The organism is Burkholderia sp. COPS (genome assembly GCF_019425585.1).
Lineage (GTDB): Bacteria > Pseudomonadota > Gammaproteobacteria > Burkholderiales > Burkholderiaceae > Burkholderia > Burkholderia cepacia.
In genome coordinates this window covers 12,298-35,823 of the sequence record NZ_WIXR01000035.1, presented here as the reverse complement: position 1 = coordinate 35,823, position 23,526 = coordinate 12,298, and the positions used below count along the sequence as shown (strand labels likewise).

The 23,526-nt window shown below is 68.1% G+C and carries 22 protein-coding genes and 1 tRNA gene; 7 read left to right on the top strand and 16 right to left on the bottom strand.

Annotation, left to right across the window (positions count from 1 at the left end):
• Positions 1-3: 3 nt before the first annotated feature.
• Positions 4-1,494, bottom strand: a complete 1,491-nt coding sequence (gene gatA / locus FOZ70_RS26975; protein ID WP_111998599.1) for an Asp-tRNA(Asn)/Glu-tRNA(Gln) amidotransferase subunit GatA — start codon at positions 1,492-1,494, stop codon at positions 4-6.
• Between the two features lie 65 nt (positions 1,495-1,559).
• Positions 1,560-1,859: an Asp-tRNA(Asn)/Glu-tRNA(Gln) amidotransferase subunit GatC gene (gene gatC / locus FOZ70_RS26970; RefSeq protein ID WP_021158568.1), complete on the bottom strand. Its 300-nt coding sequence runs from the start codon at positions 1,857-1,859 to the stop codon at positions 1,560-1,562.
• Positions 1,860-2,226: 367 nt separating this feature from the next.
• On the opposite strand from gatC, the gene FOZ70_RS26965 reads away from it, so the two are divergent.
• The 5 genes from FOZ70_RS26965 to rodA all read left to right on the top strand — a co-directional run bounded on the left by FOZ70_RS26965 (position 2,227) and on the right by rodA (position 8,533).
• Positions 2,227-3,270, top strand: coding sequence for a rod shape-determining protein (locus FOZ70_RS26965; protein ID WP_004189550.1), 1,044 nt, complete (start codon positions 2,227-2,229; stop codon positions 3,268-3,270).
• A 126-nt stretch (positions 3,271-3,396) separates the two neighbouring features.
• Positions 3,397-4,473, top strand: coding sequence for a rod shape-determining protein MreC (gene mreC / locus FOZ70_RS26960; protein WP_219707219.1), 1,077 nt, complete (start codon positions 3,397-3,399; stop codon positions 4,471-4,473).
• Complete coding sequence (gene mreD / locus FOZ70_RS26955; protein WP_219707218.1) at positions 4,470-4,982, top strand: rod shape-determining protein MreD; 513 nt, start codon at positions 4,470-4,472, stop codon at positions 4,980-4,982. Before mreC ends, mreD begins: the two co-directional genes overlap by 4 nt.
• 108 nt (positions 4,983-5,090) lie before the next feature.
• Positions 5,091-7,373: a penicillin-binding protein 2 gene (gene mrdA, locus FOZ70_RS26950; RefSeq protein WP_048025629.1), complete on the top strand. Its 2,283-nt coding sequence runs from the start codon at positions 5,091-5,093 to the stop codon at positions 7,371-7,373.
• A gap of 11 nt (positions 7,374-7,384) precedes the next feature.
• Entirely contained in the window at positions 7,385-8,533 is a 1,149-nt protein-coding gene (gene rodA / locus FOZ70_RS26945) for a rod shape-determining protein RodA (RefSeq protein WP_021163972.1), read from the top strand.
• Positions 8,534-8,641: 108 nt separating this feature from the next.
• Here rodA and FOZ70_RS26940 read toward each other — a convergent pair whose 3' ends face one another.
• The 14 genes from FOZ70_RS26940 to def all read right to left on the bottom strand — a co-directional run bounded on the left by FOZ70_RS26940 (position 8,642) and on the right by def (position 21,461).
• Complete coding sequence (locus FOZ70_RS26940; protein ID WP_059483958.1) at positions 8,642-9,445, bottom strand: tetratricopeptide repeat protein; 804 nt, start codon at positions 9,443-9,445, stop codon at positions 8,642-8,644.
• Positions 9,442-10,227 carry an aldolase/citrate lyase family protein gene (locus FOZ70_RS26935; protein WP_021163974.1) on the bottom strand — a complete coding sequence of 262 codons (786 nt, stop codon included), beginning with the start codon at positions 10,225-10,227 and terminating at the stop codon, positions 9,442-9,444. The genes FOZ70_RS26940 and FOZ70_RS26935 overlap by 4 nt, the downstream gene beginning before the upstream one ends.
• Positions 10,228-10,520: 293 nt before the next feature.
• A complete protein-coding gene (queD, locus tag FOZ70_RS26930; RefSeq protein ID WP_021163975.1) occupies positions 10,521-10,973 on the bottom strand; it encodes a 6-carboxytetrahydropterin synthase QueD in 453 nt (150 codons plus the stop codon).
• 18 nt (positions 10,974-10,991) lie between these two features.
• Positions 10,992-11,624 (bottom strand): 7-carboxy-7-deazaguanine synthase, encoded by a 633-nt coding sequence (gene queE / locus FOZ70_RS26925; RefSeq protein ID WP_219707217.1) that lies wholly within the window; start codon positions 11,622-11,624, stop codon positions 10,992-10,994.
• Positions 11,625-11,699: 75 nt separating this feature from the next.
• Positions 11,700-12,434 (bottom strand): 7-cyano-7-deazaguanine synthase QueC, encoded by a 735-nt coding sequence (queC, locus tag FOZ70_RS26920; protein ID WP_219707216.1) that lies wholly within the window; start codon positions 12,432-12,434, stop codon positions 11,700-11,702.
• 350 nt (positions 12,435-12,784) lie between these two features.
• A tRNA-Phe gene (locus tag FOZ70_RS26915) sits at positions 12,785-12,860 on the bottom strand.
• A 60-nt stretch (positions 12,861-12,920) separates the two neighbouring features.
• Positions 12,921-13,622 (bottom strand): response regulator transcription factor EsaR, encoded by a 702-nt coding sequence (gene esaR / locus FOZ70_RS26910; RefSeq protein WP_021163978.1) that lies wholly within the window; start codon positions 13,620-13,622, stop codon positions 12,921-12,923.
• Positions 13,623-16,037: a sensor histidine kinase EsaS gene (gene esaS / locus FOZ70_RS26905; RefSeq protein WP_042978240.1), complete on the bottom strand. Its 2,415-nt coding sequence runs from the start codon at positions 16,035-16,037 to the stop codon at positions 13,623-13,625.
• Complete coding sequence (locus tag FOZ70_RS26900) at positions 16,027-16,617, bottom strand: DUF4390 domain-containing protein (RefSeq protein ID WP_021163980.1); 591 nt, start codon at positions 16,615-16,617, stop codon at positions 16,027-16,029. Before FOZ70_RS26900 ends, esaS begins: the two co-directional genes overlap by 11 nt.
• Positions 16,614-18,005 (bottom strand): 16S rRNA (cytosine(967)-C(5))-methyltransferase RsmB, encoded by a 1,392-nt coding sequence (gene rsmB, locus FOZ70_RS26895; RefSeq protein ID WP_219707215.1) that lies wholly within the window; start codon positions 18,003-18,005, stop codon positions 16,614-16,616. Before rsmB ends, FOZ70_RS26900 begins: the two co-directional genes overlap by 4 nt.
• Positions 18,006-18,225: 220 nt before the next feature.
• Positions 18,226-19,083: a zinc metalloprotease HtpX gene (htpX, locus tag FOZ70_RS26890; protein WP_006485774.1), complete on the bottom strand. Its 858-nt coding sequence runs from the start codon at positions 19,081-19,083 to the stop codon at positions 18,226-18,228.
• Between the two features lie 100 nt (positions 19,084-19,183).
• Complete coding sequence (locus FOZ70_RS26885; RefSeq protein ID WP_021163983.1) at positions 19,184-19,819, bottom strand: LysE family translocator; 636 nt, start codon at positions 19,817-19,819, stop codon at positions 19,184-19,186.
• A 120-nt stretch (positions 19,820-19,939) separates the two neighbouring features.
• Positions 19,940-20,923, bottom strand: coding sequence for a methionyl-tRNA formyltransferase (gene fmt, locus FOZ70_RS26880; protein ID WP_059483960.1), 984 nt, complete (start codon positions 20,921-20,923; stop codon positions 19,940-19,942).
• A gap of 34 nt (positions 20,924-20,957) precedes the next feature.
• On the bottom strand, positions 20,958-21,461 hold the full coding sequence (gene def / locus FOZ70_RS26875) for a peptide deformylase (RefSeq protein ID WP_011353573.1): 504 nt from the start codon (positions 21,459-21,461) through the stop codon (positions 20,958-20,960).
• A gap of 185 nt (positions 21,462-21,646) precedes the next feature.
• Here def and dprA point away from each other — a divergent pair, with 185 nt between their 5' ends.
• Both dprA and FOZ70_RS26865 read left to right on the top strand, forming a co-directional pair.
• Positions 21,647-22,975: a DNA-processing protein DprA gene (gene dprA / locus FOZ70_RS26870; protein WP_258025734.1), complete on the top strand. Its 1,329-nt coding sequence runs from the start codon at positions 21,647-21,649 to the stop codon at positions 22,973-22,975.
• A gap of 36 nt (positions 22,976-23,011) precedes the next feature.
• On the top strand, positions 23,012-23,392 hold the full coding sequence (locus FOZ70_RS26865; protein WP_021159864.1) for a thioredoxin family protein: 381 nt from the start codon (positions 23,012-23,014) through the stop codon (positions 23,390-23,392).
• Positions 23,393-23,526: the final 134 nt, after the last annotated feature.

Genomic DNA, 23,526 nt, shown 5'->3' with positions numbered 1-23,526 from the left:
TGCTTACACCCCTGCCGGAACTTGCTTGTGCCAGTCGGTCGCGCGCTGGAACGCGTCGGCGACCTGCAGCATCCGGGCTTCGTTGAAATAGTTGCCGATGATCTGCAGGCCGACCGGGCGCTTCGCGTTCGCGCCGGCGCCGAAGCCGCACGGCACGCTCATGCCGGGCAGGCCCGCGAGGCTCACCGACAGCGTGTAGATATCCGCGAGATACATCTGCACCGGATCGTCGCCCTTCGAACCGAGATCCCATGCGACCGTCGGCGAGGCCGGGCCCATGATCACGTCGCAGGTCCTGAACGCTTCCTGGAAATCGTTCGCGATGATGCGGCGGATCTTCTGCGCCTGCAGGTAGTACGCGTCGTAGTAGCCGTGCGACAGCACGTACGTGCCGACCAGGATCCGGCGCTTCACCTCGGCGCCGAAGCCTTCCGCGCGCGACTTCTTGTACATGTCGAGCAGGTCGCCGTATTGCGCGGCGCGGTGGCCGAAACGCACACCGTCGAACCGCGACAGGTTCGACGACGCCTCGGCCGGCGCGATCACGTAATACACGGGGATCGACAGCTCCGTCTTCGGCAGCGACACGGGCACGAGCGTCGCGCCGAGCGCTTCATACTGCTTCAGTGCCGCGTCGATCGTCGCGCGTACGTCGTCGGCCAGGCCGTCGCCGAAATACTCGTTCGGCAGGCCGATGCGCAGGCCCGCGAGCGGCTTGCCCGCATCGTTGCCGGCCGCCCACGGCTGGCCGAGGTGGCGCGTGAAGTCTTCGTCGTCGCGGTCGAGGCTCGTCGAGTCGCGCTCGTCGAAGCCGGCCATCGCATTCAGCAGCAGCGCGCAGTCGGACGCGCTCTGCGCCATCGGGCCGCCCTGGTCGAGCGACGACGCGAACGCGATCATCCCGTAGCGCGACACGCGGCCGTAGGTCGGCTTGATGCCCGTCACGCCCGCGAACGACGCGGGCTGGCGGATCGAGCCGCCGGTGTCGGTGCCGGTTGCCGCCGGCGCGAGGCGCGCGGCGACGGCGGCCGAGCTGCCGCCCGAGCTGCCGCCCGGCACCGCGTTCGTGTCCCACGGGTTCTTCACCGCGCCGAACGCCGAGTTCTCGTTGGACGAGCCCATCGCGAACTCGTCCATGTTGGTCTTGCCGAGCGTGACCATGCCGGCCGCCTGCAGGCGGGCGACGACGGTCGCGTCGAACGGGCTCGCGTAGTTCGCGAGCATCTTCGAGCCGGCGGTCGAGTGCCAGCCGCGCGTGACGAACACATCCTTGTGCGCGATCGGCAGGCCGGTGAGCGCGCCGCCCGCGCCGCGCGCGAGTTCCGCGTCGGCAGCTTTCGCCTGCGCAAGGGTCAGGTCGGCATCGACGTGGACGAACGCGTTCAGGTCGCGCGCGGCGTCGATCCGTTTCAGGTAGAGCTGCGCGAGCTCGACGGCCGAGCATTCCTTGGCGGCGAGCGCGGCGCGCAGTTCGGTCAGGCTTTTTGCGTGCATTGAGTGGTTTTCCTGGGAATTCTGGGTGGCGCGCGGCGCTGGCCGGCGCGCTTGTCGTCGAATGCTTACTCGATCACCTTCGGCACGAGATAGAGGCCGTCCTGGACGGCCGGCGCCGGACGCTGGTTGTCGTCGCGATTGACGACTTCCGTCACGACGTCGTCGCGCAGGCGCTGCGCGACTTCCTGGATCTGTTCGATCGGGTGGGCGAGCGGCGCGATGCCGGCGGTGTCGACCGCCTGCATCTGCTCGACGAGGCCGAAGAGATCATTGAGCTGGCCGAGCATGTGCTCGGCGTCGGCGTCGGCCATTTCGAGTCGCGCCAGGTGCGCGATGCGTTTCACATCGGTCAGGGTCAGGGCCATGCGATCACCGGAAAAACAAGACTGCGCAATGCATCGAAAGCAGCACTGCGGCGGGGGGTTGGAGGGTGCGATCCCACCCTCAAAAATCGGGGCCGAAGCGGCAAAAATACCGCCCGTTTCGATTCAAATACCGTGAAATTATAAGGTATCATTACGCGTTCGACCCAAACCCGGCAGCCTTTTCCCGCACCGTTTCGCCCCGCTTCGGCAAGCCGTGCGTGCTTCGTGCGATCCCCGGTAGACATCACTCGCAGCTTCGTGCGCCGCGGCGGCCGCTTCCGCCACGCTTCCCGAGGCTGTTATTTTTTCCGCTGCCGCCCTCAGCGCTCGCTATGCAGGGCCGGCCCAGAGCGAAACAGGATTCTGAATGTTCGGTTTTTTGCGCAGCTACTTCTCCAACGATCTCGCGATCGACCTCGGCACCGCAAACACCCTGATCTACATGCGCGGCAAGGGCATCGTGCTCGATGAGCCGTCCGTCGTGTCGATCCGCCAGGAAGGCGGCCCCAACGGCAAGAAGACGATCCAGGCAGTCGGCAAGGAAGCCAAGCAGATGCTCGGCAAGGTACCGGGCAACATCGAGGCGATCCGCCCGATGAAGGACGGCGTGATCGCCGACTTCACCGTCACCGAGCAGATGATCAAGCAGTTCATCAAGACGGCCCACGAGTCGCGCATGTTCTCGCCGTCGCCGCGCATCATCATCTGCGTACCGTGCGGCTCGACCCAGGTCGAGCGCCGCGCGATCAAGGAAGCCGCGCACGGCGCCGGCGCATCGCAGGTCTACCTGATCGAGGAGCCGATGGCGGCCGCGATCGGCGCGGGCCTGCCGGTGTCGGAAGCCACCGGCTCGATGGTCGTCGACATCGGCGGCGGCACGACGGAAGTCGGCGTGATCTCGCTCGGCGGCATCGTCTATAAGGGCTCGGTGCGCGTCGGCGGCGACAAGTTCGACGAGGCGATCGTCAACTACATCCGCCGCAACTACGGGATGCTGATCGGCGAGCAGACCGCCGAGGCGATCAAGAAGGAAATCGGCTCCGCGTTCCCGGGTTCCGAAGTCAAGGAAATGGAAGTGAAGGGCCGCAACCTGTCGGAAGGCATTCCGCGCAGCTTCACGATCTCCAGCAACGAAATCCTCGAAGCGCTGACCGATCCGCTGAACCAGATCGTGTCGTCGGTGAAGATCGCGCTCGAACAGACGCCGCCGGAACTCGGCGCCGACATCGCCGAACGCGGGATGATGCTGACGGGCGGCGGCGCGCTGCTGCGCGACCTCGATCGCCTGCTCGCGGAAGAAACCGGCCTGCCGGTGCTCGTCGCGGAAGATCCGCTCACCTGCGTCGTGCGCGGTTCGGGCATGGCGCTCGAACGCATGGACAAGCTGGGCAGCATCTTCTCGTACGAGTGATCGTCTAGGCAGTCTTCCTGACATGACGCACCCGCGGCGTGGCCGGCTCGCTCATTCAGAACGAACCGCCGCGCCGTTTGCGCGTCTGAGCTTCATTTAACCGATCGTTCGCGCCCGGCGCCGACCATGGAATACAGTCCGCCGCCCCTCTTCAAGCAAGGCCCGCCCGCGCTCGCGCGGCTCATCTTCTTCGTCGCCGTCGCGATCGCACTGCTGGTGTCGGACGCGCGCTTCAACACGCTCGAAATCGTCCGCGGCGTGCTCGGCACCGTGCTCTATCCGCTGCAGCGCGCCGCGCTCGTGCCGCGCGACCTGTTCATGGGCGCGGCCGACATCGCCGTCACCGGCGCGTCGCTGCGCCACGACAACGACGATCTCCGCAAGCGCAACCTGCAGCTGTCCACGCAGGCCAACCAGGCCGCCGTGCTCGCGCAGGAGAACGCGCACCTGCGCGCCGTGCTCGAGCTGCGCCAGCACATCGCGACGCAATCGACGCCGGCCGAGATCCAGTACGACACGAGCGATCCGTTCACGCAGAAGATCGTGATCGGCCAGGGTTCGCAGCAGGGCATCCAGAACGGTGCGCCCGTCGTCAGCGAGAACGGCGTGGTCGGCCAGGTCACGCGCGTGTTCCCGCTGCAGTCCGAAGTCACGCTGGTCACCGACCGCGATCTCGCGATTCCCGTGCAGGTGCTGCGCACCGGCCTGCGCAGCGTGATCTACGGCACGCCGAAGGGCGATTCGCTCGACCTGCGCTTCGTGCCGACGAGCGCGGATCTCGTCGTCGGCGACGAGCTCGTCACGAGCGGCCTCGACGGCGTCTATCCGCCCGGCCTGCCGGTCGCGAAGGTCGTACGCGTCGACAAGCTCGCCGATACCGCATTCGCGCGCGTGACCTGCGCGCCGATCGCCGCCGTGCGCGGCGCGCGCCAGATGCTCGTGCTGCATTACCAGAACGACATCCCGCCGCGCCCGGCCGAGCCCGATCCGGCCGCCGACAAGAACGCGAAGGGCAAGAAAGGCGCGAAAGCCGCCGCGAAAGGCGAGAAGGGCGAGAAGGGCGACAAGGGCGACGCCGGCGCGAAGCCGGCCGCCGCGGCCCAGCCCGGCGCCAGGCCGGCACCTGCCGCGCCGGCGCCTGCGGCCAAGCCCGCCGCCGCGCCCGCGAAGCCCGCGGCCGGGCAACCAGGAGCCCAGCGATGAATCGCCCGCAATACATCCTGCAGCCGGTCAATCCGTACTTCATCGTCTTCAGCCTCGCCGCCGCGTTCCTGCTGAACCTGATGCCGTGGGGCCGCCTGCCCGGCGTGCCCGACTTCGTCGCGCTCGTGCTGCTGTTCTGGAACATCCACCAGCCGCGCAAGGTCGGGATGGGCGTCGCGTTCTCGCTCGGCATCCTGATGGACGTGCATGACGCGGGGCTGCTCGGCGAGCATGCGCTCGCCTATACGCTGCTGTCGTACGGCGCGATCACGATCCACCGTCGCGTGCTGTGGATGCCGATCGGCGTGCAGGTGCTGTACGTCACGCCGCTGCTGGTCGTCGCGCAGCTCGTCCCGTTCGTGATCCGCCTCGTGATGGGCGCCGCGTTCCCGGGCTGGCGCTACCTGGTCGACGGCTTCGTCGAGGCGGCGCTGTGGCCGATCGCGAGCCACCTGCTGCTGATGCCGCAACGCCGCCCGGTCGATCCGGACGATACGCGCCCCATCTGAACCCGGGGCCTGCCTTGACTACCCGCCGCCTCCACGCCCGCCGCGCTCCGGGGCGGCCCCTCGCCCGCAGCCGCACACCGTGCTGCGGGTCAGATCGATCGTAACCGCATGACCGAATTCAACGACACCCAACAGCAGCTCTCGAAGTTCCGCCTGCGCGTCGCGGCGGCGGGCGTGTTCGTGTTCGTCTGCTTCGGGCTGCTCGCGAGCCGCTTTTTCTACCTGCAGTTGATGCAGCACGGCAAATACGCACTGCAGGCCGAGGAAAACCGCATCTCGGTCGCGCCGATCGTGCCGAACCGCGGGATCATCACAGACCGCAACGGCGTGATCCTCGCGAAGAACTATTCGGCCTATACGCTCGAGATCACGCCGTCGAAGCTCGACGACACGCTCGAGAACACGATCGACAAGCTGTCCGAGATCATCCCGATCGACGCGCGCGACCGCCGCCGCTTCAAGAAGCTGCAGGAAGACTCGAAGAACTTCGAGAGCCTGCCGATCCGCACCCGGCTCACCGACGAGGAAGTCGCGCGCTTCACCGCGCAGCGCTTCCGCTTCCCCGGCGTCGACGTGCGCGCGCGGCTGTTCCGCCAATATCCGCTCGGCACGACGGCCGCGCACGTGATCGGCTACATCGGCCGGATCTCGAAGCGCGACCAGGATCGTATCGACGCGATGAGCGACGACAACGACAGCGACCAGGAAAACTACGATCCGCGCCGCGACGCGAACAACTACAAGGGCACCGACTACATCGGCAAGATCGGCGTCGAGCAGAGCTACGAAACCGAGCTGCACGGGCTGACGGGCTTCGAGGAAGTCGAGGTGACGGCCGGCGGCCGGCCGGTGCGCACGCTGTCGCGCACGCAGGCGACGCCCGGCAACAACCTCGTGCTGTCGCTCGACATCGGGCTGCAGCAGGTCGCCGAGCAGGCGTTCGCCGGCAAGCGCGGCGCGCTGGTCGCGATCGAGCCGAAGACGGGCGACGTGCTCGCGTTCGTGTCGTCGCCGAGTTTCGACCCGAACTCGTTCGTCGACGGCATCGACCAGCAGACCTGGGACGAGCTGAACAACTCGACCGACAAGCCGCTGCTGAACCGCCCGCTGCACGGCACCTACCCGCCCGGCTCGACGTACAAGCCGTTCATGGCGCTCGCCGGCCTGACGCTCGGCAAGCGCACGCCGGGCTGGGGCTTCCAGGATCCCGGCTACTTCACGTTCGGCGGCCACACGTTCCGCAACGACGTGCGCTCGGGCCAGGGCTGGGTCGACATGAACAAGGCGATCATGGTGTCGAACGACACCTACTTCTACATGCTCGCACGCGACCTCGGCGTGAACGCGATCGCGAACTTCATGAAGCCGTTCGGCTTCGGCCAGATCACCGGGATCGACATCCAGGGCGAGGCGCGCGGGATCCTGCCGTCGACCGACTGGAAGAAGAAGGCGTTCAAGAAGGCCGCGCAGCAGAAGTGGTTCGACGGCGAGACGATCAGCCTCGGGATCGGCCAGGGCTACAACTCGTTCACGATCCTGCAGCTCGCGCACGCGACCGCGACGCTCGCGAACAACGGCGTCGTGATGAAGCCTCACCTGGTGAAGGAAATCGAGGATCCGATCACGCGCGGGCGCCGCCTGACCGTGCCGAAGGAAAGCGAAGTGATCCCGCTCAAGCAGGCCGACATCGACGTCGTGAAGCGCGGGATGGAGAACGTGATCGAGAACCCGTCCGGCACCGCGTACAAGGTGTTCCGCGGCGCGCCGTACCTCGCCGCCGGCAAGACCGGCACCGCGCAGGTGTTCTCGCTGCAAGGCTCCAACTACAAGGGCCACCTGCTCGCCGAGCACCTGCGCGACCACGCGCTGTTCATCGCGTACGCACCGGTCGACCATCCGCAGATCGCCGTCGCGCTGGTCGTCGAGAACGGCGGCTGGGGGGCGCAGGCCGCGGGCCCGATCGCGCGCCGCGTGCTCGACTTCTATCTCGTCGACCGCCAGAACCCGCAGAACGAGGCCGCGGCCGTGGCTGCCGCGGCGTCGGCGACCGAACCCGTCAACGCGCCGGTGATCGGCGACGCGAACCGGCCCGCCGCCGTCGCGGCCGGCTTCACGGCGCTGCCGCAGCCGGTCGTGCCGAGCGCGGCCAGTGCGGCGGAAGCGGCATCGGCCGCCGCGGCCTCCGAAGCGTCGGCCGCCGGTGCAAGCGCCGCCTCGCCGGCGAGCGCCGGTGCCGATGCGCCGCGGGCCGCGAGCCTGCCGCCGATCCGGCGCCCGCACCGGCCGCGCCGGCCCGCCAGTGACGCGCAGCCGCTCGTCGCCACGCCGCGCGACGACAACCACCGTGCGACGGCCCCCGCGAAGGCGGCGGACGCCGGCACCGCTCATTAACGGAGAAAGGCATGCAATTCGACAAGCGCGCCTGGCTCGACAAGATCAAGCAGATGTTCGCGGGTTTCGACCGCCCGCTCGCCCTCATCGTGTTCCTGCTGCTGTGCGTCGGCATCGTCACGCTGTACAGCGCGGCGATCGACATGCCGGGCCGCGTCGAGGACCAGTTGCGCAACATCCTGCTGACGTTCGTGCTGATGTGGGTGATCGCCAACATCCCGCCCACGACGCTGATGCGCTTCGCGGTCCCGCTCTACACGTTCGGGGTCGCGCTACTGGTCGCGGTCGCGCTGTTCGGGATGACCAAGAAAGGCGCGAAGCGCTGGCTGAACGTCGGCGTCGTGATCCAGCCGTCGGAGATCCTCAAGATCGCGACCCCGCTGATGCTCGCGTGGTACTACCAGCGCCGCGAAGGCGGGCTGCGCTGGTACGACTTCATCGCCGCGTTCGGGATCCTGATGGTGCCGGTCGGGCTGATCGCCAAGCAGCCCGACCTCGGCACGGGCCTGCTCGTGTTCGCGGCCGGCTTCTTCGTGATCTACCTCGCCGGCCTGTCGTTCAAGCTGATCGTGCCGGTGCTCGTCGCGGGCGTGATCGCGGTCGGCTCGATCGCCGTGTTCGAGGAGCGCATCTGCCAGCCCGAAGTGCAGTGGCCGCTGATGCACGACTACCAGAAGCACCGCGTGTGCACGCTGCTCGACCCGACTTCCGACCCGCTCGGCAAGGGCTTCCACACGATCCAGGCCGTGATCGCGATCGGCTCGGGCGGCGTGCTCGGCAAGGGCTACCTGAAAGGCACGCAGGCGCACCTCGAGTTCATTCCGGAGAAGCACACCGACTTCATCTTCGCGGTGTTCTCCGAGGAATGGGGGCTCGTCGGCGGGCTCGTGCTGCTGACGCTTTACATGGCGCTGATCGCACGCGGGCTCTATATCGCCGCGCAGGGCGCGACGCTGTTCGGCCGCCTGCTCGCGGGCTCGCTCACGCTCGCGTTCTTCGTCTATGCGTTCGTCAACATCGGGATGGTGAGCGGCGTGCTGCCGGTCGTCGGCGTGCCGCTGCCGTTCATGAGTTATGGCGGCACGGCGCTCACGACGCTCGGCATCGCGATCGGGATGATCATGAGCGTCGGGCGGCAGCGGCGGTTGATGAAGAGCTGACCGCGCGGCATGCACGCATCGCGGAAAGAAAAACGGCGCCCCGGCGCCGTTTTTTTCGACCGTCCATGCCGAACGCGGCCGCGCAGCGCGGTGCGGCGCGACCTCCGTTCACGGCGCCGGCGCGCGCGGGCCGCCCGGCTCCGCGCCGGCACCCGACGCCGGCCCCTGCACTTTCAGCCGCGCACTCAGCTCCTTGAATTTCAGCCCGGCCGTCTCGTCGCCCTGCGCGGCCGCCGCCGCGTAATAGGCCCGCGCGATGTTCAGGTTCTGCGCGACACCGTCGCCCCCACGCTCGTAGAACGACGCGGTCACGTACTGCGCGGTCGGCTCGCCCGCGTCGGCGGCCTGCTTGTACCACGTGAACGCCTGCCGGTTGTCGCGCGGCGTGCCGCGCCCGTCGAGGAACTGGTTCGCGAGCGACAGCGCGGCCTGCACGTGCCCCTGCTTCGCCGCCCGCAGGAACCAGCGATGCGCTTCGGCCGGATTGCGCGCGACGAACTCGCCGTCGTCGAGCATCCGCCCGTACACGTACTGCGCATGCGACATGTTCGCGTCGGCCGCGCGCTTCAGCCAGCGCAGCCCTTCGTCGACGTTCGCCGTCACGCCTTCGCCCGTCAGCAGCATCATCGCGTAGTTGAATTGCGCGAGACGGTCGCCGCGCTCGGCCGCGTCGTGGAACTGCACCAGCGCCGCGCGATAGTCGCCGGCGTTGTAGTCGGCGACCGCCGATTGCGTCTCGCGCGATGGATCGGACTTCGCTTGCGGCGCGCCCGGTGTGCCGGCTGCCATACATACGCCATACACGCCATAGACGCCACACACGCACCACCGGCCGAGCATCGCGCCGATCCGCCTGCGCGCCCCGGCCCCACCCTGCACGCGCCCACGGCGCGCGCCGTCGCCATCGTTCATGACCGTACCTCCTGCAGCGCCTGCCGCGTGGCGCGCAACAGCCAGCTGACGTCGGCCGACAGCGTGATCATCCGGTAGCCGGCCTCGCGATACTGGCGCGCGGCCGCCGTATCGCCCGCGAAGATGCCGACCGCGACGCCGGCCTGCCGGCCGGCCGCGAGCACGCGCGCCATCGCGGTTTCGACGTCCGGGTGGCGGATGTCGCCGAGATGCCCGAGGCTCGCCGCGAGATCGGCCGGGCCGACGAACAGGCAGTCGACGCCGGGCAGCGCCGCAATCCGCTCGACTTCGTCGACGCCGCGCGCCGATTCGATCTGCACGATCACCGCGACCTGCGCGTTCGCCGTCTGCACGTAATCGCGGCGCATCCCGAACGCCGCCGCGCGCACCATGCCCGCGACACCGCGCAGCCCGTCCGGCGACTCGGGCGACGGATAGCGCGTCAGCCGCACCGCGTGCGCGGCGTCGTCGACCGTCTCGATGCATGGAAACATCAGCGTGCGCGCGCCGGCATCGAGCGCCCGCTTCACGAGCCACGGCTCGCGCGCCGGCACGCGCACGACGGGTTCGCTCGGCAGATGGGCGGCCGCGATCGCGCGCAACTGCGATGCAACATCGCGGCTGTCGTTCGGCGCGTGCTCCATGTCGATGCAGAGCCAGTCGTAGCCGGCATGCGCGAGCGCTTCCGCGGCCGAGTCGCTGCCGAGCGACAGCCACAGGCCGTACAACGGGTCGTCGCCGTCGTGCAGGCGTTGTTTGAGGGAATTGGTGAGCGTGCTCATCGATACGGCCTCCTGGACGGAACGGCAATCGAACGGGACAAGCAACGGGCAAAGCGGAGCGCGACACGCCGGGCAGCGAAGCACGGCGGCGCCAGGACCGGGCCCTGGATCGTTGGTCGGCCGTGGACGGCCGATCTGACAGCGCCGGCCGCACGGCCGCGTTTTCCGGCGCCACGCAACGATCATAGCGCGGCGTTACGCGGAATGTGGGAACGGACGGGGAGCGGGACGAAGCCGCGGGGTGCGGCGTCAGGCAGCCCGCGCCAGCTGGCGGGGCTGCCGGGAAGGCGGGATCAGCGGCCGGGCTGGCGTTCGACGTCGGCCCAGCAGTTCGGTGTTTCGTACAGGCGCACGCGCTCGAGCCGCAGGTTCACGCCGTAGTGCGCGTCGTACACGTTCGCGAGGATGTCGAACGCGATCGCCGCGAGGTTCTCGACGGTCGGGATCCGGTCGATCACGACCGTCTTGTGGTCGGCCATCTGCTCGAGGAACGAGCGCACGACCTCGTCGCGGGCGTAGACCAGGAACGCGTGGTCCCACTTGCCGACCAGGTGCTCCATCGCGAGCGCCTTCACGTCGGCGAAATCCATCACCATGCCGCGGTCGGGCGCCCCCTCGGTATCGACGAGATCGCCGCGCAGCGTGACTTCGAGCACGTAACGATGACCATGCAGGTTCCGGCACTGGCTGCGGTGATCGGGAATGCGGTGGCCCGCGTCGAATTCGAGTTTTCGGGTAATCAGCACGATGTCAAAAGCCGTGGCTCAGGGAATGTTCAGATATTTGTGGGTCTGCATCGACAGCCGCCACTGCGGATGACGCTTGCACCAGTCGATCGCGAGCTTCGTATTGAGGTCGCGCGACGGGCCGTCCATCGGCTGGACGAGAAAATACTCGAAGTCGAGCTTCGCGTAGTCGGCCAGCCGCTGGTTGTCCTGCGGGATCACGACCTTCAGTTCGTTGCCCTTCGTGACGACGAGCGGCGCGTCGGCCTTCGGGCTCACGCAGATCCAGTCGATCGATTCGAGCACCGGCAGCGAACCGTTGGTCTCGATCGCGATCTCGAAGCCGGCCGCGTGCAACGCGTCGACGAGCGGCTGGTCGAGTTGCAGCATCGGCTCGCCGCCCGTGCAGACGACGAAGCGGTGCGCCTCGCCCTCCGGCCACAGGCCGGCGATCGTCGCGACGAGTGCCCCGGCGTCCTTGAACTTGCCGCCGTTCTCGCCGTCGGTGCCGACGAAGTCGGTATCGCAGAAGCGGCACACGGCCTCCGCACGATCCTCTTCGCGGCCCGACCACAGGTTGCAGCCGGCGAACCGGCAGAACACGGCCGGCCGGCCCGCGTTCGCGCCCTCGCCCTGCAACGTGTAGAAAATTTCCTTGACCGCGTAAGTCATCGTGCTTCGTCCGGCTCGCGCCGCTCGTTGTCGATCAGAATCCGTTATTCATCCAGCGCTGCCGGCGCACCCGCGTCACAGCGGCGCTTCGGTCACCCGCTCGCCCTTCAGGTAAGCCTCGTAGCCGCGCTTGCGCAGCTTGCAGGCGGGGCATTCGCCGCAGCCGAAGCCCCATTCGTGCAATTCCGCGCGCTCGCCCACGTAGCACGTGTGCGTCTCGACGCGGATCAGTTCGACGAGCGCTTCGCCGCCGAGCTGCTCGGCGAGCTGCCACGTCTGCGCCTTGTCGAGCCACATCAGCGGCGTCTCGAGCACGATGCGCGTGTCCATCCCGAGGTTCAGCGCGACCTGCAGCGCCTTCATCGTGTCGTCGCGGCAATCCGGGTAGCCCGAGAAATCGGTCTCGCACATTCCGCCGACCAGCACACGCAACCCGCGGCGATAGGCGATCGCCGCGGCGATCGTCATGAACATCAGGTTGCGGCCCGGCACGAACGTGTTCGGCAAGCCGTTCGCCGCCGTCTCGATCTCGATCGTGCGCGTCATCGCGGTATCGCTGATCGCGCCGAGCACCGACAGGTCGATCATGTGATCGTCGCAGAGCCGGTCCGACCATGCGGGAAAATCGCGCTTCAGTGCTTCGCGCACACCTTCGCGACATTCGAGCTCGACGCGGTGGCGCTGGCCGTAATCGAAGCCGAGCGTCTCGACCGTCTGGTAGCGTTCGAGGGCCCATGCCACGCACGTGGCGGAATCCTGCCCGCCGGAAAACAACACGAGCGCGCCGTCTTTAGCGTCTGTCCGAATCACCGTGATACTCCGTGAATGTGTAGGCTCGCGTCGCGCTGCGCCCCGGGGCCGGCTGCCGCCGGGCGGCCCGACGCGTGCCGGCCTGGGCCGGCTCGACCAGTATAGGCAGCGCAATCGGCCGCGAACGCGGCGGAGCGCTTATACCGCCCATCGCGCGGCATCGTTGCCGCGCGCCACGGCGGCGCCACGCTGGCAGCCTGCCGTGCGCATGAAGCGATGCGCTAAGTTATTGAGCGGACACGGATTTTATCATGCCCTCACGAATACTGCCGGGCACGCGGGCCCCATCACGCCAACCCCACCACAAACGAAAAACCCCAAGAACCTTCCGATTCTTGGGGTTTTAATTCTGGTGGCCTGGGACGGAATCGAACCATCGACACGCGGATTTTCAATCCGCTGCTCTACCAACTGAGCTACCGGGCCAACGAAGAATGAAAGTATATCGAGCTATTCGTACCTGAGCAAGTGTTTTCGCAAAATATTTTATACGGCGCCTTCGGACGGTTTCTTGCCGAGCTCGACACCGAGCTGCTTGAGCTTGCGATACAGGTGCGTGCGCTCGAGGCCCGTCTTCTCCGCGACGCGCGTCATGCTGCCGTTTTCGCGCGCGAGGTGATATTCGAAGTACGCGCGCTCGAACGCATCGCGCGCTTCACGCAACGGGATGTCGAACGGGATCGCGGCCGTCTGGCCCGCGAGGCCGAGTGCCGAAGCCATGTCGTCGCCGAGCGTCGGCAGCGCGGCCGCGGATGCGACCGCCGCTGGGCCCGCCGCCTGCCCCGCACCGGCCTTCGCCGCCGCGTTCGCGGACACCGGCGCCGCACCGCGTGCGAGGCCGTGCTCGACGGACTTCAGCAGCTTCTGCAGCGCGATGGGCTTCTCGAGGAAATCGAGCGCGCCGATCTTCGTTGCCTCGACGGCCGTATCGATCGTCGCGTGCCCGGACATCATGATCACGGGCATCGTCAGCAGCCCTTGCGCCGCCCACTCCTTGAGCAACGTCACGCCGTCGGTATCGGGCATCCAGATATCGAGCAGCACGAGATCGGGCGCCTGATTCAACCGGTATTCCCGCGCGGCCTGCGCGTTCTCCGCTGCCTCGACGACATGTCCTTCATCGCTGAGGATCTCCGAGAGCAATTCCCGGATGCCCATTTCATCATCTACCACCAGGATGGTTGCCATTTACGCTGCCTTTGTCTGCTCACTTGCTTTTGTCTTGGCGGGAGCCGTCCCGTCCTGCACGCCCGATTCGGCGCCTGGCGCATCGCTCGCCATCTGCAGGAACAGAATCGACACCTGCGCACCCTCGACGGTCTCGCCGTGCATGCGATTGCGCAGATCGATCCGCGCACCGTGCTCATCGACGATTTTCTTGACCGTGGCCAACCCCAGCCCCGTGCCCTTCGCCTTCGTCGTCACATAAGGCTCGAACGCACGGGTCAGGATGCGCGCCGGAAAACCGGGCCCGTTGTCGGACACGGTAAGACGTACCGCGACGCGTGTTTTGCCCTCGGCGTCGGGATCGCCATATTCTACTGTCTTGGTTTCGATCAACACACGCGGATGCGCCGACTCCGCGACCGAATCCTGCGCATTCTGCAGCAGGTTGTGAATCACCTGGCGCAATTGCGTCGCGTCGCCGCGAATCACCGGCAGCGACGGCGCGAGCTCGGCGACGATCGCGCTCTTGCCTTCGCCCACCCCGTACAGCCCGAGCACCTCGCTCGCCAGTTCGTTCAACTGCAGGTTCGCGAGCACCGCCGGCGGCGTGCGCGCGTATTCGCGGAAATCGTCGACCATCCGCTTCATCGCGGCCACCTGGTTGACGATCATCGTCGCGCCGCGCTTGAGCACATCCGCGTCGGACGGCGAGAGCTTGTCGGACAGCTTCATCTGCAACCGCTCGGCCGACAGCTGGATCGGCGTCAGCGGATTCTTGATCTCGTGCGCGAGCCGCCGCGCGACCTCGCCCCACGCGACCGAACGCTGCGCGGAGATCACGTCGGAGATGTCGTCGAACACGACAACGTAGCCGGACGTCTGCGGATCGTCGGCCTGCCCCTCGACCGTCGACACGAGGCGCGCGCCGCGCACGAGCAGCGTCAGCGGTTCGGTTTCGCCCGGCATCTCGATCGCGAACTGCTGCTGCCAGTGGCCGCGATCGCCGCTGCCGCCGTCAGACGCCGCCTCGCGATCGGCGAACGCCTTGCGCACCATCGCGCCGAACCCGGCGGCCACGCCGATCCGGTCGAGCGTCGTGCCGATCAGCGCGTTGAACGGCTGCCGGAAGATCCGCTCGGCGCCGCGATTGGCCGTCGTCAGCCGGAACTGGCGGTCGAGCACGAACACGCCGGCCGTCAGGTTCGCGAGGATGCTCTCGAGATACGTCTTCGAATGCTCGAGCGCGATGCGGTTCTTCTCGACCGCGAGCCGCGCCTCGGACAACTGGCGCGTCATCGCGTTGAACGACTGCGTGAGGAAGCCGAGCTCGTCGCGCGTCTTGATCTCGCGCTTCGGCGTGTAGTCGCCTTCCGTGATCTCCTTCGTGCCCTGTGCGAGCAGGAACAGCGGCCGCGCGAGCTGCTGGCCGAGCGCAAGCGCGAGCATCATCGCGATGAAGGTCGCGAGGAACAGCGCGAGCGTCAGCGTGCCGATGTACATCTTGCGCAGCCCCGTGCGGCCGAGCGCCTTTTCCTGGTACTCGCGATACGCGCGCTGCACGGCATCCGCGTTGTGCGCGAGCGTTGGCGGCACCGGCTGCGTGAGTTGCAGGAAACGCTCCGCCGGCTGCAGCAGCGATGTCGTCGCATCGGGAATCGGCCGCACGACGCGCAGCCGCAGCGCGCCCTTCGCGCCGTGCGCACGCGGGTCGCCGTCGACTTCGCCTTCGATGGCCGCGTACGCGCCGTGTTCGCGCGCCTGGCTCAGCATCAGCGGCGTCGGCAGGTCGTCCGGAATCAGCGCCGCGAAATTGCCCGACGCCTGCGCGACGATGTGCAGGTCGGGCGCCGCACCCGAGCCGCCGCGGCTCGGCTCGACGATCGTCGCGTCCTGCACGCCGAACTGGTCGCGCAGCCGCAGCAGCGTGAGCGTCGTGCCGTTCGTGTTCGCGTCGGCGCTCGCGAGCTGGTCGGACATCAGCCGCGCCTTCGTCTGCAGATCGGACAGCGACGCATCGAGCATCCCGCGGCCGAGATTCAGGCCGGCCGTCAGCGCCGTCTCGACGTTCACGTCGAACCACGACTCGATGCTGCGCGACACGAACTGGTACGACACGATGTAGATGATCCCGCCCGGCACCACGCCGACGAGCGCGAAGAACACCGCGAGCTTCGCGAGCAGCCGCGTGCCGAACTTGCCCTTCCTCAGGCGCACGACGATCATCCCGATCAGCCCGAGGACCACGAGCAGGAACACGAGCGCGACGACGATGTTCGTCGCGTACAGCCACGAGTAGTAGCGATCGAAGAATTCGGTGTTCGCGCTCGCGGCCGCGAGCAGCACGAGCAGCAGCAGCGCGGTGAGCGCGACGGTCGAGACGATCACGCGAACGAGGAGGCTCTTCCCGCTGGCCGCGCGGCGCACTTTATTTAGCACGTTCGGTCACCGTGAAGTTGAAGCGCTTCCAGTCCGACCCGAGCGTCCAGTCGCGGTTGTTCACCGCATCGACCTGGAACGGCTTCGGCATCAGCGCCGTATCGAGCTGCATCCGCACCGATGCCGTGTAGGTTTCGCCCGAGCGCACCTGGCTGCGGTCGATCACGTGCCACGACGTGATGTGCCTGACGACCGCGAGCGCATCCTTCAGCGACGGGAAACCGAGCTGCAGGCCGCCCGTCGACACGCGGTACTCGCGCGTGAGCGGCTGGAACGACAGGCGGATCGTCTGCGACACCGATACCGGCTGTTCGTCAAGCCAGTACCAGCGCGCGCGGCTCAACTCGAAATCCGTCGTGAAATACACCGGAATGCCTTTGTTGACGGCATCCTCGAGGCTCGGGTTCAGTTCGAAATCGAAGCGGGCGTCGAGGCTCCAGCCGCTTCCGTCGGCCTGGAGCGACGCGCGCTGCACGGCGATCGACTCGGCATGCGCCGGCCGCACGACAGCCAGGCACAGCGTCAACGCGACCATCAGGACGGCCGCGAGCCGAAGTGGAAAAAGGTGTTTGATCGTCACCGTTTCTGAAACCGCGCGTAGAAAAATCCGTCGTGATCGGTGTTCTGGTCGAGTGGGCCGGCGGCCGCCCCTCCCTGCACTCCGCCCGGCAGCAGTTGGCCGGGGGCGTCCAATCGTACCGCATCTTCACAGGCCGCTTCAAACCAGCGGGCCTGCAATTCGCCTTCTTCGGGGAAGACCGAACAGGTCACGTAAAGCAGTTCGCCGCCCGGCTTCACGAGCGGCCACAACGCCGACAGGATGCGACGCTGTTCCGCGACGAGCGCCGGGATGTCGGCCTCGCGGCGCAGCCAGCGGATGTCCGGGTGACGACGCACGATACCGGACGCCGAGCACGGCACGTCGGCCAGGATACGATCGAACGGGCGCCCGTCGTACCACGCGTCGGGCGCACCCGCATCGCCGACGCGCACGTCCGCCGTGAGCGACAGCCGCACGAGGTTCTCGCCGATCCGCGCCGCGCGCGCGGCGTCGCTTTCCAGCGCAACGACTTCCGCATCGGCGAGTTCGAGGATATGACCGGTCTTGCCGCCGGGTGCCGCGCATGCGTCGAGCACGCGCATGCCGCTACGCGCGCCAAGCCATTCGGCTGCGAGCTGCGCACCGGCATCCTGCACCGACACGACGCCGTCGGCAAACCCCGGAATGCGATCGACCGGCAGCGCCGACGCGAGCCGCACGGCATGCTTGCCGATCGCGGTCGCTTCGATTCCGCTCGCCCGCAGCGTATCGAGATACGCGTCGACGCTCGCGCGGCGCGCATTCACGCGCAGCGTGAGCGGCCCCTGGCGCTCGCCGGCCGCGAGGATCGCCTGCCATGCGTCGGGCCACGCGCGCTTCACCGAATCGACCCACCACGCGCGGTAATTCCAGCGCGCGACGACATCGTCCTGCAGCGCCGCGACGAGCGCGTCGCGCTCGCGCAGGAAACGGCGCAACACCGCATTGACCATCCCCTTCGCGAACGCGCACTCGCGGCGGGCGCCGATCACGGTCACGGCCTGGTCGACCACCGTGAACGGCGGATACGCGGCCTCGTCCGCCGGATCGAGCAACAGCGCGAGCGCGCCGGCAAGGACTGCGTGCACGTGCGCGGGCGGCGCCTTGCTGACGAGCCGGCCGATCAGCCAGTCCGCACTGCCAAGGCGGCGCATCGTCCGGTAGGCCACGTCCTGCGTCGCACCGCGCGCAAGGGCCTGCGTACCGGACGCCATCTGCGCGAAAACCGCCGAGAGTGCCGCCGGCAGCGCGGTGCCGCGTCGTACCGCATCGACCGCCTGCGCGGCCGCGTCGAGCGCGAAGCCGAGCGAATCGGGCGCGAGATGCAGCGCGGACAGGCGCGCCGGGCGGCCGGAAGAAGACGGAGCGGTAGAACGGGTTCGTGTCATCGGAGCAAATTCGGCAAACAAGCGCGGCAAGCCAATACGGCAAACGGCGGGATCGCGGCACTCGCGTGGCCCCGCGATCCCAAACCGGGCATTGTAGCGTGCGACGTTGCCGCCCCTTTGGCCCCTTTACGGCACGCACAAATGAAAACCCCGCAGCGCGAAGCGTGCGGGGTGGCGTAGCGGCCCCCGAGCGGCAACTGCCGCACGGGGTTGCCGTGGCTCAATCGAAGCGGCCGGTACGCGCCATCTCCATCAGGCGCGCGATGCGCTCCTCGGTGGCCGGGTGCGTCGAGAACAGGTTCTGCAATCCGCCACCATGCAACGGATTCATGATCATCATCTGCGCCGTGGCCGGATGCGCTTCCGCCGCCTGGAACGGAATGCCTGCCGCATAACGATGGATCTTGTCGAGCGCGGTCGCGAGTGACTGCGGATCGCCGGAAATCTGCGCGCCGCCGCGGTCGGCCTCGAACTCGCGTGCCCGCGAGATCGCCATCTGGATCAGCGCGCCGGCGATCGGCGCGAGCAGCGCGACCGCGATACCCGCGATCGGATTGGCCGGCCGCCCGTTCTCGTCGCGCCCGCCGAAGAACATCGCGAAGTTCGCGAGCGCCGAGATCGCGCCCGCCATCGTCGCGGTGATCGTCGAGATCAGGATGTCGCGATGCTTCACGTGTGCAAGCTCGTGCGCCATCACGCCGCGCATCTCGCGCTCCGACAGTACGCGCAGGATGCCCGTCGTCGCGGCGACCGCCGCGTGCTCGGGGTTGCGGCCCGTCGCGAACGCGTTCGGTGCATCCTCGTTGATCAGGTAGACGCGCGGCATCGGCAGGTTCGCGCGCGTGGCCAGCTCGCGCACCATCCGGTAGAACTGCGGCGCCGTGTTCTCGTCGACTTCCTGCGCGTTGTACATGCGCAGCACCATCTTGTCGGAGAACCAGTACGAGAAGAAATTCATGCCGAGCGCGAACAGCAGCGCGATCGTCATGCCGCGCGAGCCGCCGATCATCCCGCCGATCACGATGAACAGGGCCGTGATCGCGGCCATCAGCATCGCCGTTTTGACCCAATTGAACATACCCACTCCTTATCCGTCAGGGGACCCGCCGCACGTCACAAGGCACGGCGGAAAATTGTAAGCGATTTGTTAGATAAGGTCTTGCCGGAAAAATTCAATCTCAGCGTTGCGATGCCGCAAGACGAAGGCCGAGGCCGACGAAAGCGCTGCCGACCGTGCGGTCGAGCCACTTCCTGACACCCGGCTTGCCGGAAAAGCGCGCCGTGACACTGCCCGCGACCCAGGCGACGAAGCTGGTCCATACCGTGCTCATCGCGACGAACACGCCGCCGAGGGTCAGGAACGCCAATGCCTTGTGCGGGCTGTCGGCCGACACGAATTGCGGGAAGAACGACACGAAGAACAGCACCACCTTCGGGTTCAGCACGTTGGTCCAGAAACCCTGCATGAACAGCTGGCGCAGCGGCTTCGCGGCTTGCGCGGCCGCCTTGCCCGACGGCTCGGCCGCCTGCTTCGCGATGATCATCCGCACGCCGAGGTAGATCAGGTAGGCGGCACCCACCAGCTTGATCACCGTGAACGCGGCAGCCGATGCCGCGAGCAGCGCGGTCAGGCCGAATGCGCAGGCGAGCGCGTGCACGCAGCAGCCGGCCGAAATGCCCAACGCCGACATCAGCCCCGCGCCGCGGCCCTGCGCGACACTGCGGCCGACGATATAGGCCGTATCGGGGCCGGGCGTGACGTTCAGCAGGAAGACTGCCAGCACGAAGAAGCCGAAATGGGTGATGCCGAACATGAAAACCTCGAAACCGGAGAGCGCAGGGAAATTCTACGCGCGCCTGCCGCACCGTGCGACTCGGCCGTCCGGCCGATTGCGCATGCCCGGCAGGCCGTGTCGAATGGCGGTCAGGCCGCCTCAGGCAACGTCGGTCGGCGCAAAACGCTGGCCCGCGGCGAGCGGCGAACCGGCCAGGAACTCGCGGGCGGGCAGCCGCTTGCCGCCCGGCTTCTGCAACTGCGTGATGCGCAGCGCACCGCTGCCGCACGCGACGACCACGCCTTCCGGCGCGGCTTCGACGATCGTGCCGGGCAGCGCGTCGCCGCGCGCCGCCACGGGCTCGGCCGCCCACAGCTTGATCGCCGCGCCATCGAGCGTCGCGACGCCGCCCGGGAACGGATCGAACGCACGCACCTGGCGCGCGAGCACGTCGGCCGGCTTGCGCCAGTCGAGCGCCGCTTCGTGCTTGCCGATCTTTTCCGCGTAAGTCACGCCGTCGGCCGGTTGCGGCGTGGCCGGCAGCACACCGTCGCGCTCGAGCTGCACGAGCGCGTCGACGATCAGTCGCGCACCTTCGGCAGCGAGCCGGTCGTGCAGGGTCGCGGTCGTCTCGTCCGGCGCGATCGCGATGCGCGCCTCCTCGATCATCGCGCCGGTGTCGAGGCCGATGTCCATCTGCATCAGCGTGACGCCCGTCTCGGCGTCGCCGGCCTCGATCGCGCGGTGGATCGGCGCGGCGCCGCGCCAGCGCGGCAGCAGCGATGCATGAATGTTGATGCAGCCGCCACGCGGAATGTCGAGCACCTCCTGCGGCAGCAGCAGGCCGTATGCGGCGACCACCATCACGTCATGCGGAGTCGAGCGCAGCAGCTCGATCGCGTCGGCCGCCTCCGCCGGGTACTTGCCCGTGCGCCGCAGCGACGGCGGCTGCGCGACGGGCATCCCGTGCTCGACGGCGTAGCGCTTCACCGCGCTTGCCTGCAGCTTCATCCCGCGCCCGGCAGGGCGATCGGGCTGGGTCAGCACGAGCGGCACCGGAAAACCGGCCTCGTGGATCGCGGCCAGGGCAGCCGCGGCAAATTCCGGCGTGCCGGCAAAAATCACGCGCAACGTATGGGTCATGACAGCTTTCGGGGTCGGGCAGGGCGAACGCGCGTCACATCGCGCGTTCGAGTTTCTTCATCTTCGTCTTGATGCGCGTCTGCTTGAGCGGCGACAGGTATTCGACGAACACGCGCCCCATCAGGTGATCCATCTCGTGCTGGACGCACACGGCCAGCAGGCCCTCGCAGTCGAGCTCGAAGGTCTCGCCCTGCTCGTTGAGCGCACGCACGCGCACATGATCGGGACGCTCGACTTCGTCGTAGATGCCGGGCACCGACAGGCAACCCTCTTCGTAGATCTGCTTCTCGTCGCTCGACCACACGATCTCGGGGTTGATGAACGCGCGCAGCTCGTTCTTCTCCTCGGAGACGTCGATCACGATCACGCGCTCGTGCACGTCGACCTGCGTAGCCGCCAGGCCGATGCCGGGCGCCGCGTACATGGTTTCGGCCATGTCGGCGACGAGCTTGCGGATCCGGTCGTCGACCTTGTCGACGGGCTTTGCGACCTTGTGCAGCCGCTTGTCGGGGTAATGAAGAATATTGAGTAAAGCCATGGCGTTCGGTATTCGGTGGGGCGGCATGCCGCATCGGCCATCCGGCCAGCTGGCGGTGCCGCCGGGATGCAATGAAGATGAGGCGGACGCGCGGCGAATCAATGCCGCACATCACGCCTCCTGCAATTGGCCGGGCGCCTGCGCGCGCGGCCCTGTCGAGTATTTCGGATGATGAAAATTTTATCATGGCGCCACGCGGTCCGCTGGCCGCCGCATTCGAGGAGCGCCTCATGTCGCCGCAAGTGCTGACCGCCTCCGCGCTGCGCGCGTGGCTGCAGCTCGCACATGCGCCCGGCCTCGCACCCGCCGTGCTGCAGGCACTGCTCGACGCGTTCGGCTCGCCGGATGCGCTGCTGCGCGCGTCCGGCGACGCGATCGCCGCCGCAACCAGCCCCGCCGCGGCCCAGGCCGTGCATGCGAGCGAGCGCGGCGACCTCGACGCGCGCACCGACGCCGTGCTCGCCTGGCTCGACGCGCCGGGCAACGCGCTCGTCACGCTCAACGATCCGGCCTACCCGCCGCGGCTGCGCGACCTGCACGATCCGCCGCCGCTGCTATATGTAAAGGGCCGTCTCGACCTGCTGCACGCGCGCGGTCTCGCCGTGGTCGGCAGCCGCCACGCGACGCCGCAGGGTCTCGCCGACGCGACGCGCTTCGCCCGCGAGCTGTCCGACGCCGGGCTGCCGATCGTGTCGGGCCTCGCACTCGGAATCGACGGCGCCGCGCATCGCGGCGGGCTCGACGGCCGGTCAGGCACGGTCGCGGTGATCGCGACCGGCGCCGATCTCGTCTATCCGGCGCGACACCGTGCGCTCGCCCACGAAATTGCCGCTCACGGCGCGATCGTGTCGGAGTGGCCGCTCGGCACACCAGCCCGCGCCGCACACTTCCCGCAACGCAACCGGCTGATCGCCGCGCTCGCGATCGGCGTACTCGTCGTCGAGGCCGCCCCGCGCTCCGGCTCGCTGATCACCGCGCGGCTCGCGAACGAACTGGGGCGCGATGTGTTCGCGATGCCGGGCTCGATCCACGCGCCGCTCGCGCAGGGCTGCCACGCACTGATCCACGACGGCGCGAAGCTGACGGCGGCGCCGCTCGACGTGCTCGAGGAGTACGGGCTGGGCGAACCGGCGGTTCGCGCGGCGGGCGATGCATCGTGCACCGGAAATCAGCTCGCCAGCGCCGCCAGCCTCCGCGGAACCGGGGCCGCCGGCGTCACACAGGCCGATCGGGCCGATCCGCTCGTTGCAGCCGGCCCGCCGGCGCGAGTCGAGGCATCGCCGGCGCTACCCTGCAGCCCGTCCGAACAGGCCGTACTCGCCGCGCTGGGATACGGCCCCGTCACCTACGAATGGCTCGCCGAACACAGCGGCCTGGCCGACGACGTGCTGCACGGCGCGCTGCTTGCGCTCGAGCTGGCCGGTCGCGTCGCGAGCGTCCCCGGCGGACGCTTCGCGCGCCTTGACGCAGCGCCCACCCCGGCCGCGCACGGCGTGCTACATTCCCCCGCATAGGGGCGGCCAAGCCGCCGACGATATCCAAGGAAATCCATGCCCGCGCTGAACCTCGACACCGATGCGGATCGGATCGCCGAGCGCCTCGCCGATCCCGGCACGTTGCTCGTCGCCTGCCTGTGCGCCGAGTGGTGCGGCACGTGCCGCGACTACCGGACGGCCTTCGACCAGCTCGCCGACGCGCATCCGGACGCCTGCTTCGCCTGGATCGACATCGAAACGCATGCCGACCAGCTCGACGATCTCGACGTCGAGAATTTCCCGACGATCCTGATCGAAGATACCCATACCGCACGTTTCTTCGGCACGGTGCTGCCGCATGCGGCAATCGTCGAGCGGATGCTGTCCGACCTGAGTGCGGTACCCGGTGCGCCGCACGCACCGAAATTGCGCAACGTCCTGACCGTCGAAGCCTGAATTCGCGAGCCGGCCCGGCGGTTTTGCGCCCGTTTGCGCGCGCCGCCGCGCCGGGCGCTTGCCGCCGTTGCAGGCCCCCTCTATGATGAGCCGCTTTTTGCACGCCGAGCCGCCGTCGCGTCGGCGTGTGCTAT

Excerpts from the sequence above, each read along its gene's own strand:
- gatC (WP_021158568.1), bottom strand. The coding sequence starts at position 1,859 with ATGGCCCTGACCCTGACCGATGTGAAACGCATCGCGCACCTGGCGCGA.
- dprA (WP_258025734.1), top strand. The coding sequence starts at position 21,647 with ATGGCGCCACGCGGTCCGCTGGCCGCCGCATTCGAGGAGCGCCTCATG.
- FOZ70_RS26940 (WP_059483958.1), bottom strand. The coding sequence starts at position 9,445 with ATGAACGATGGCGACGGCGCGCGCCGTGGGCGCGTGCAGGGTGGGGCC.
- gatA (WP_111998599.1), bottom strand. The coding sequence starts at position 1,494 with ATGCACGCAAAAAGCCTGACCGAACTGCGCGCCGCGCTCGCCGCCAAG.
- rodA (WP_021163972.1), top strand. The coding sequence starts at position 7,385 with ATGCAATTCGACAAGCGCGCCTGGCTCGACAAGATCAAGCAGATGTTC.
- FOZ70_RS26885 (WP_021163983.1), bottom strand. The coding sequence starts at position 19,819 with ATGTTCGGCATCACCCATTTCGGCTTCTTCGTGCTGGCAGTCTTCCTG.
- FOZ70_RS26935 (WP_021163974.1), bottom strand. The coding sequence starts at position 10,227 with ATGAGCACGCTCACCAATTCCCTCAAACAACGCCTGCACGACGGCGAC.
- queE (WP_219707217.1), bottom strand. The coding sequence starts at position 11,624 with ATGACTTACGCGGTCAAGGAAATTTTCTACACGTTGCAGGGCGAGGGC.
- esaR (WP_021163978.1), bottom strand. The coding sequence starts at position 13,622 with ATGGCAACCATCCTGGTGGTAGATGATGAAATGGGCATCCGGGAATTG.
- FOZ70_RS26965 (WP_004189550.1), top strand. The coding sequence starts at position 2,227 with ATGTTCGGTTTTTTGCGCAGCTACTTCTCCAACGATCTCGCGATCGAC.
- mreD (WP_219707218.1), top strand. The coding sequence starts at position 4,470 with ATGAATCGCCCGCAATACATCCTGCAGCCGGTCAATCCGTACTTCATC.
- mreC (WP_219707219.1), top strand. The coding sequence starts at position 3,397 with ATGGAATACAGTCCGCCGCCCCTCTTCAAGCAAGGCCCGCCCGCGCTC.
- rsmB (WP_219707215.1), bottom strand. The coding sequence starts at position 18,005 with ATGACACGAACCCGTTCTACCGCTCCGTCTTCTTCCGGCCGCCCGGCG.
- htpX (WP_006485774.1), bottom strand. The coding sequence starts at position 19,083 with ATGTTCAATTGGGTCAAAACGGCGATGCTGATGGCCGCGATCACGGCC.
- FOZ70_RS26865 (WP_021159864.1), top strand. The coding sequence starts at position 23,012 with ATGCCCGCGCTGAACCTCGACACCGATGCGGATCGGATCGCCGAGCGC.
- def (WP_011353573.1), bottom strand. The coding sequence starts at position 21,461 with ATGGCTTTACTCAATATTCTTCATTACCCCGACAAGCGGCTGCACAAG.
- mrdA (WP_048025629.1), top strand. The coding sequence starts at position 5,091 with ATGACCGAATTCAACGACACCCAACAGCAGCTCTCGAAGTTCCGCCTG.
- fmt (WP_059483960.1), bottom strand. The coding sequence starts at position 20,923 with ATGACCCATACGTTGCGCGTGATTTTTGCCGGCACGCCGGAATTTGCC.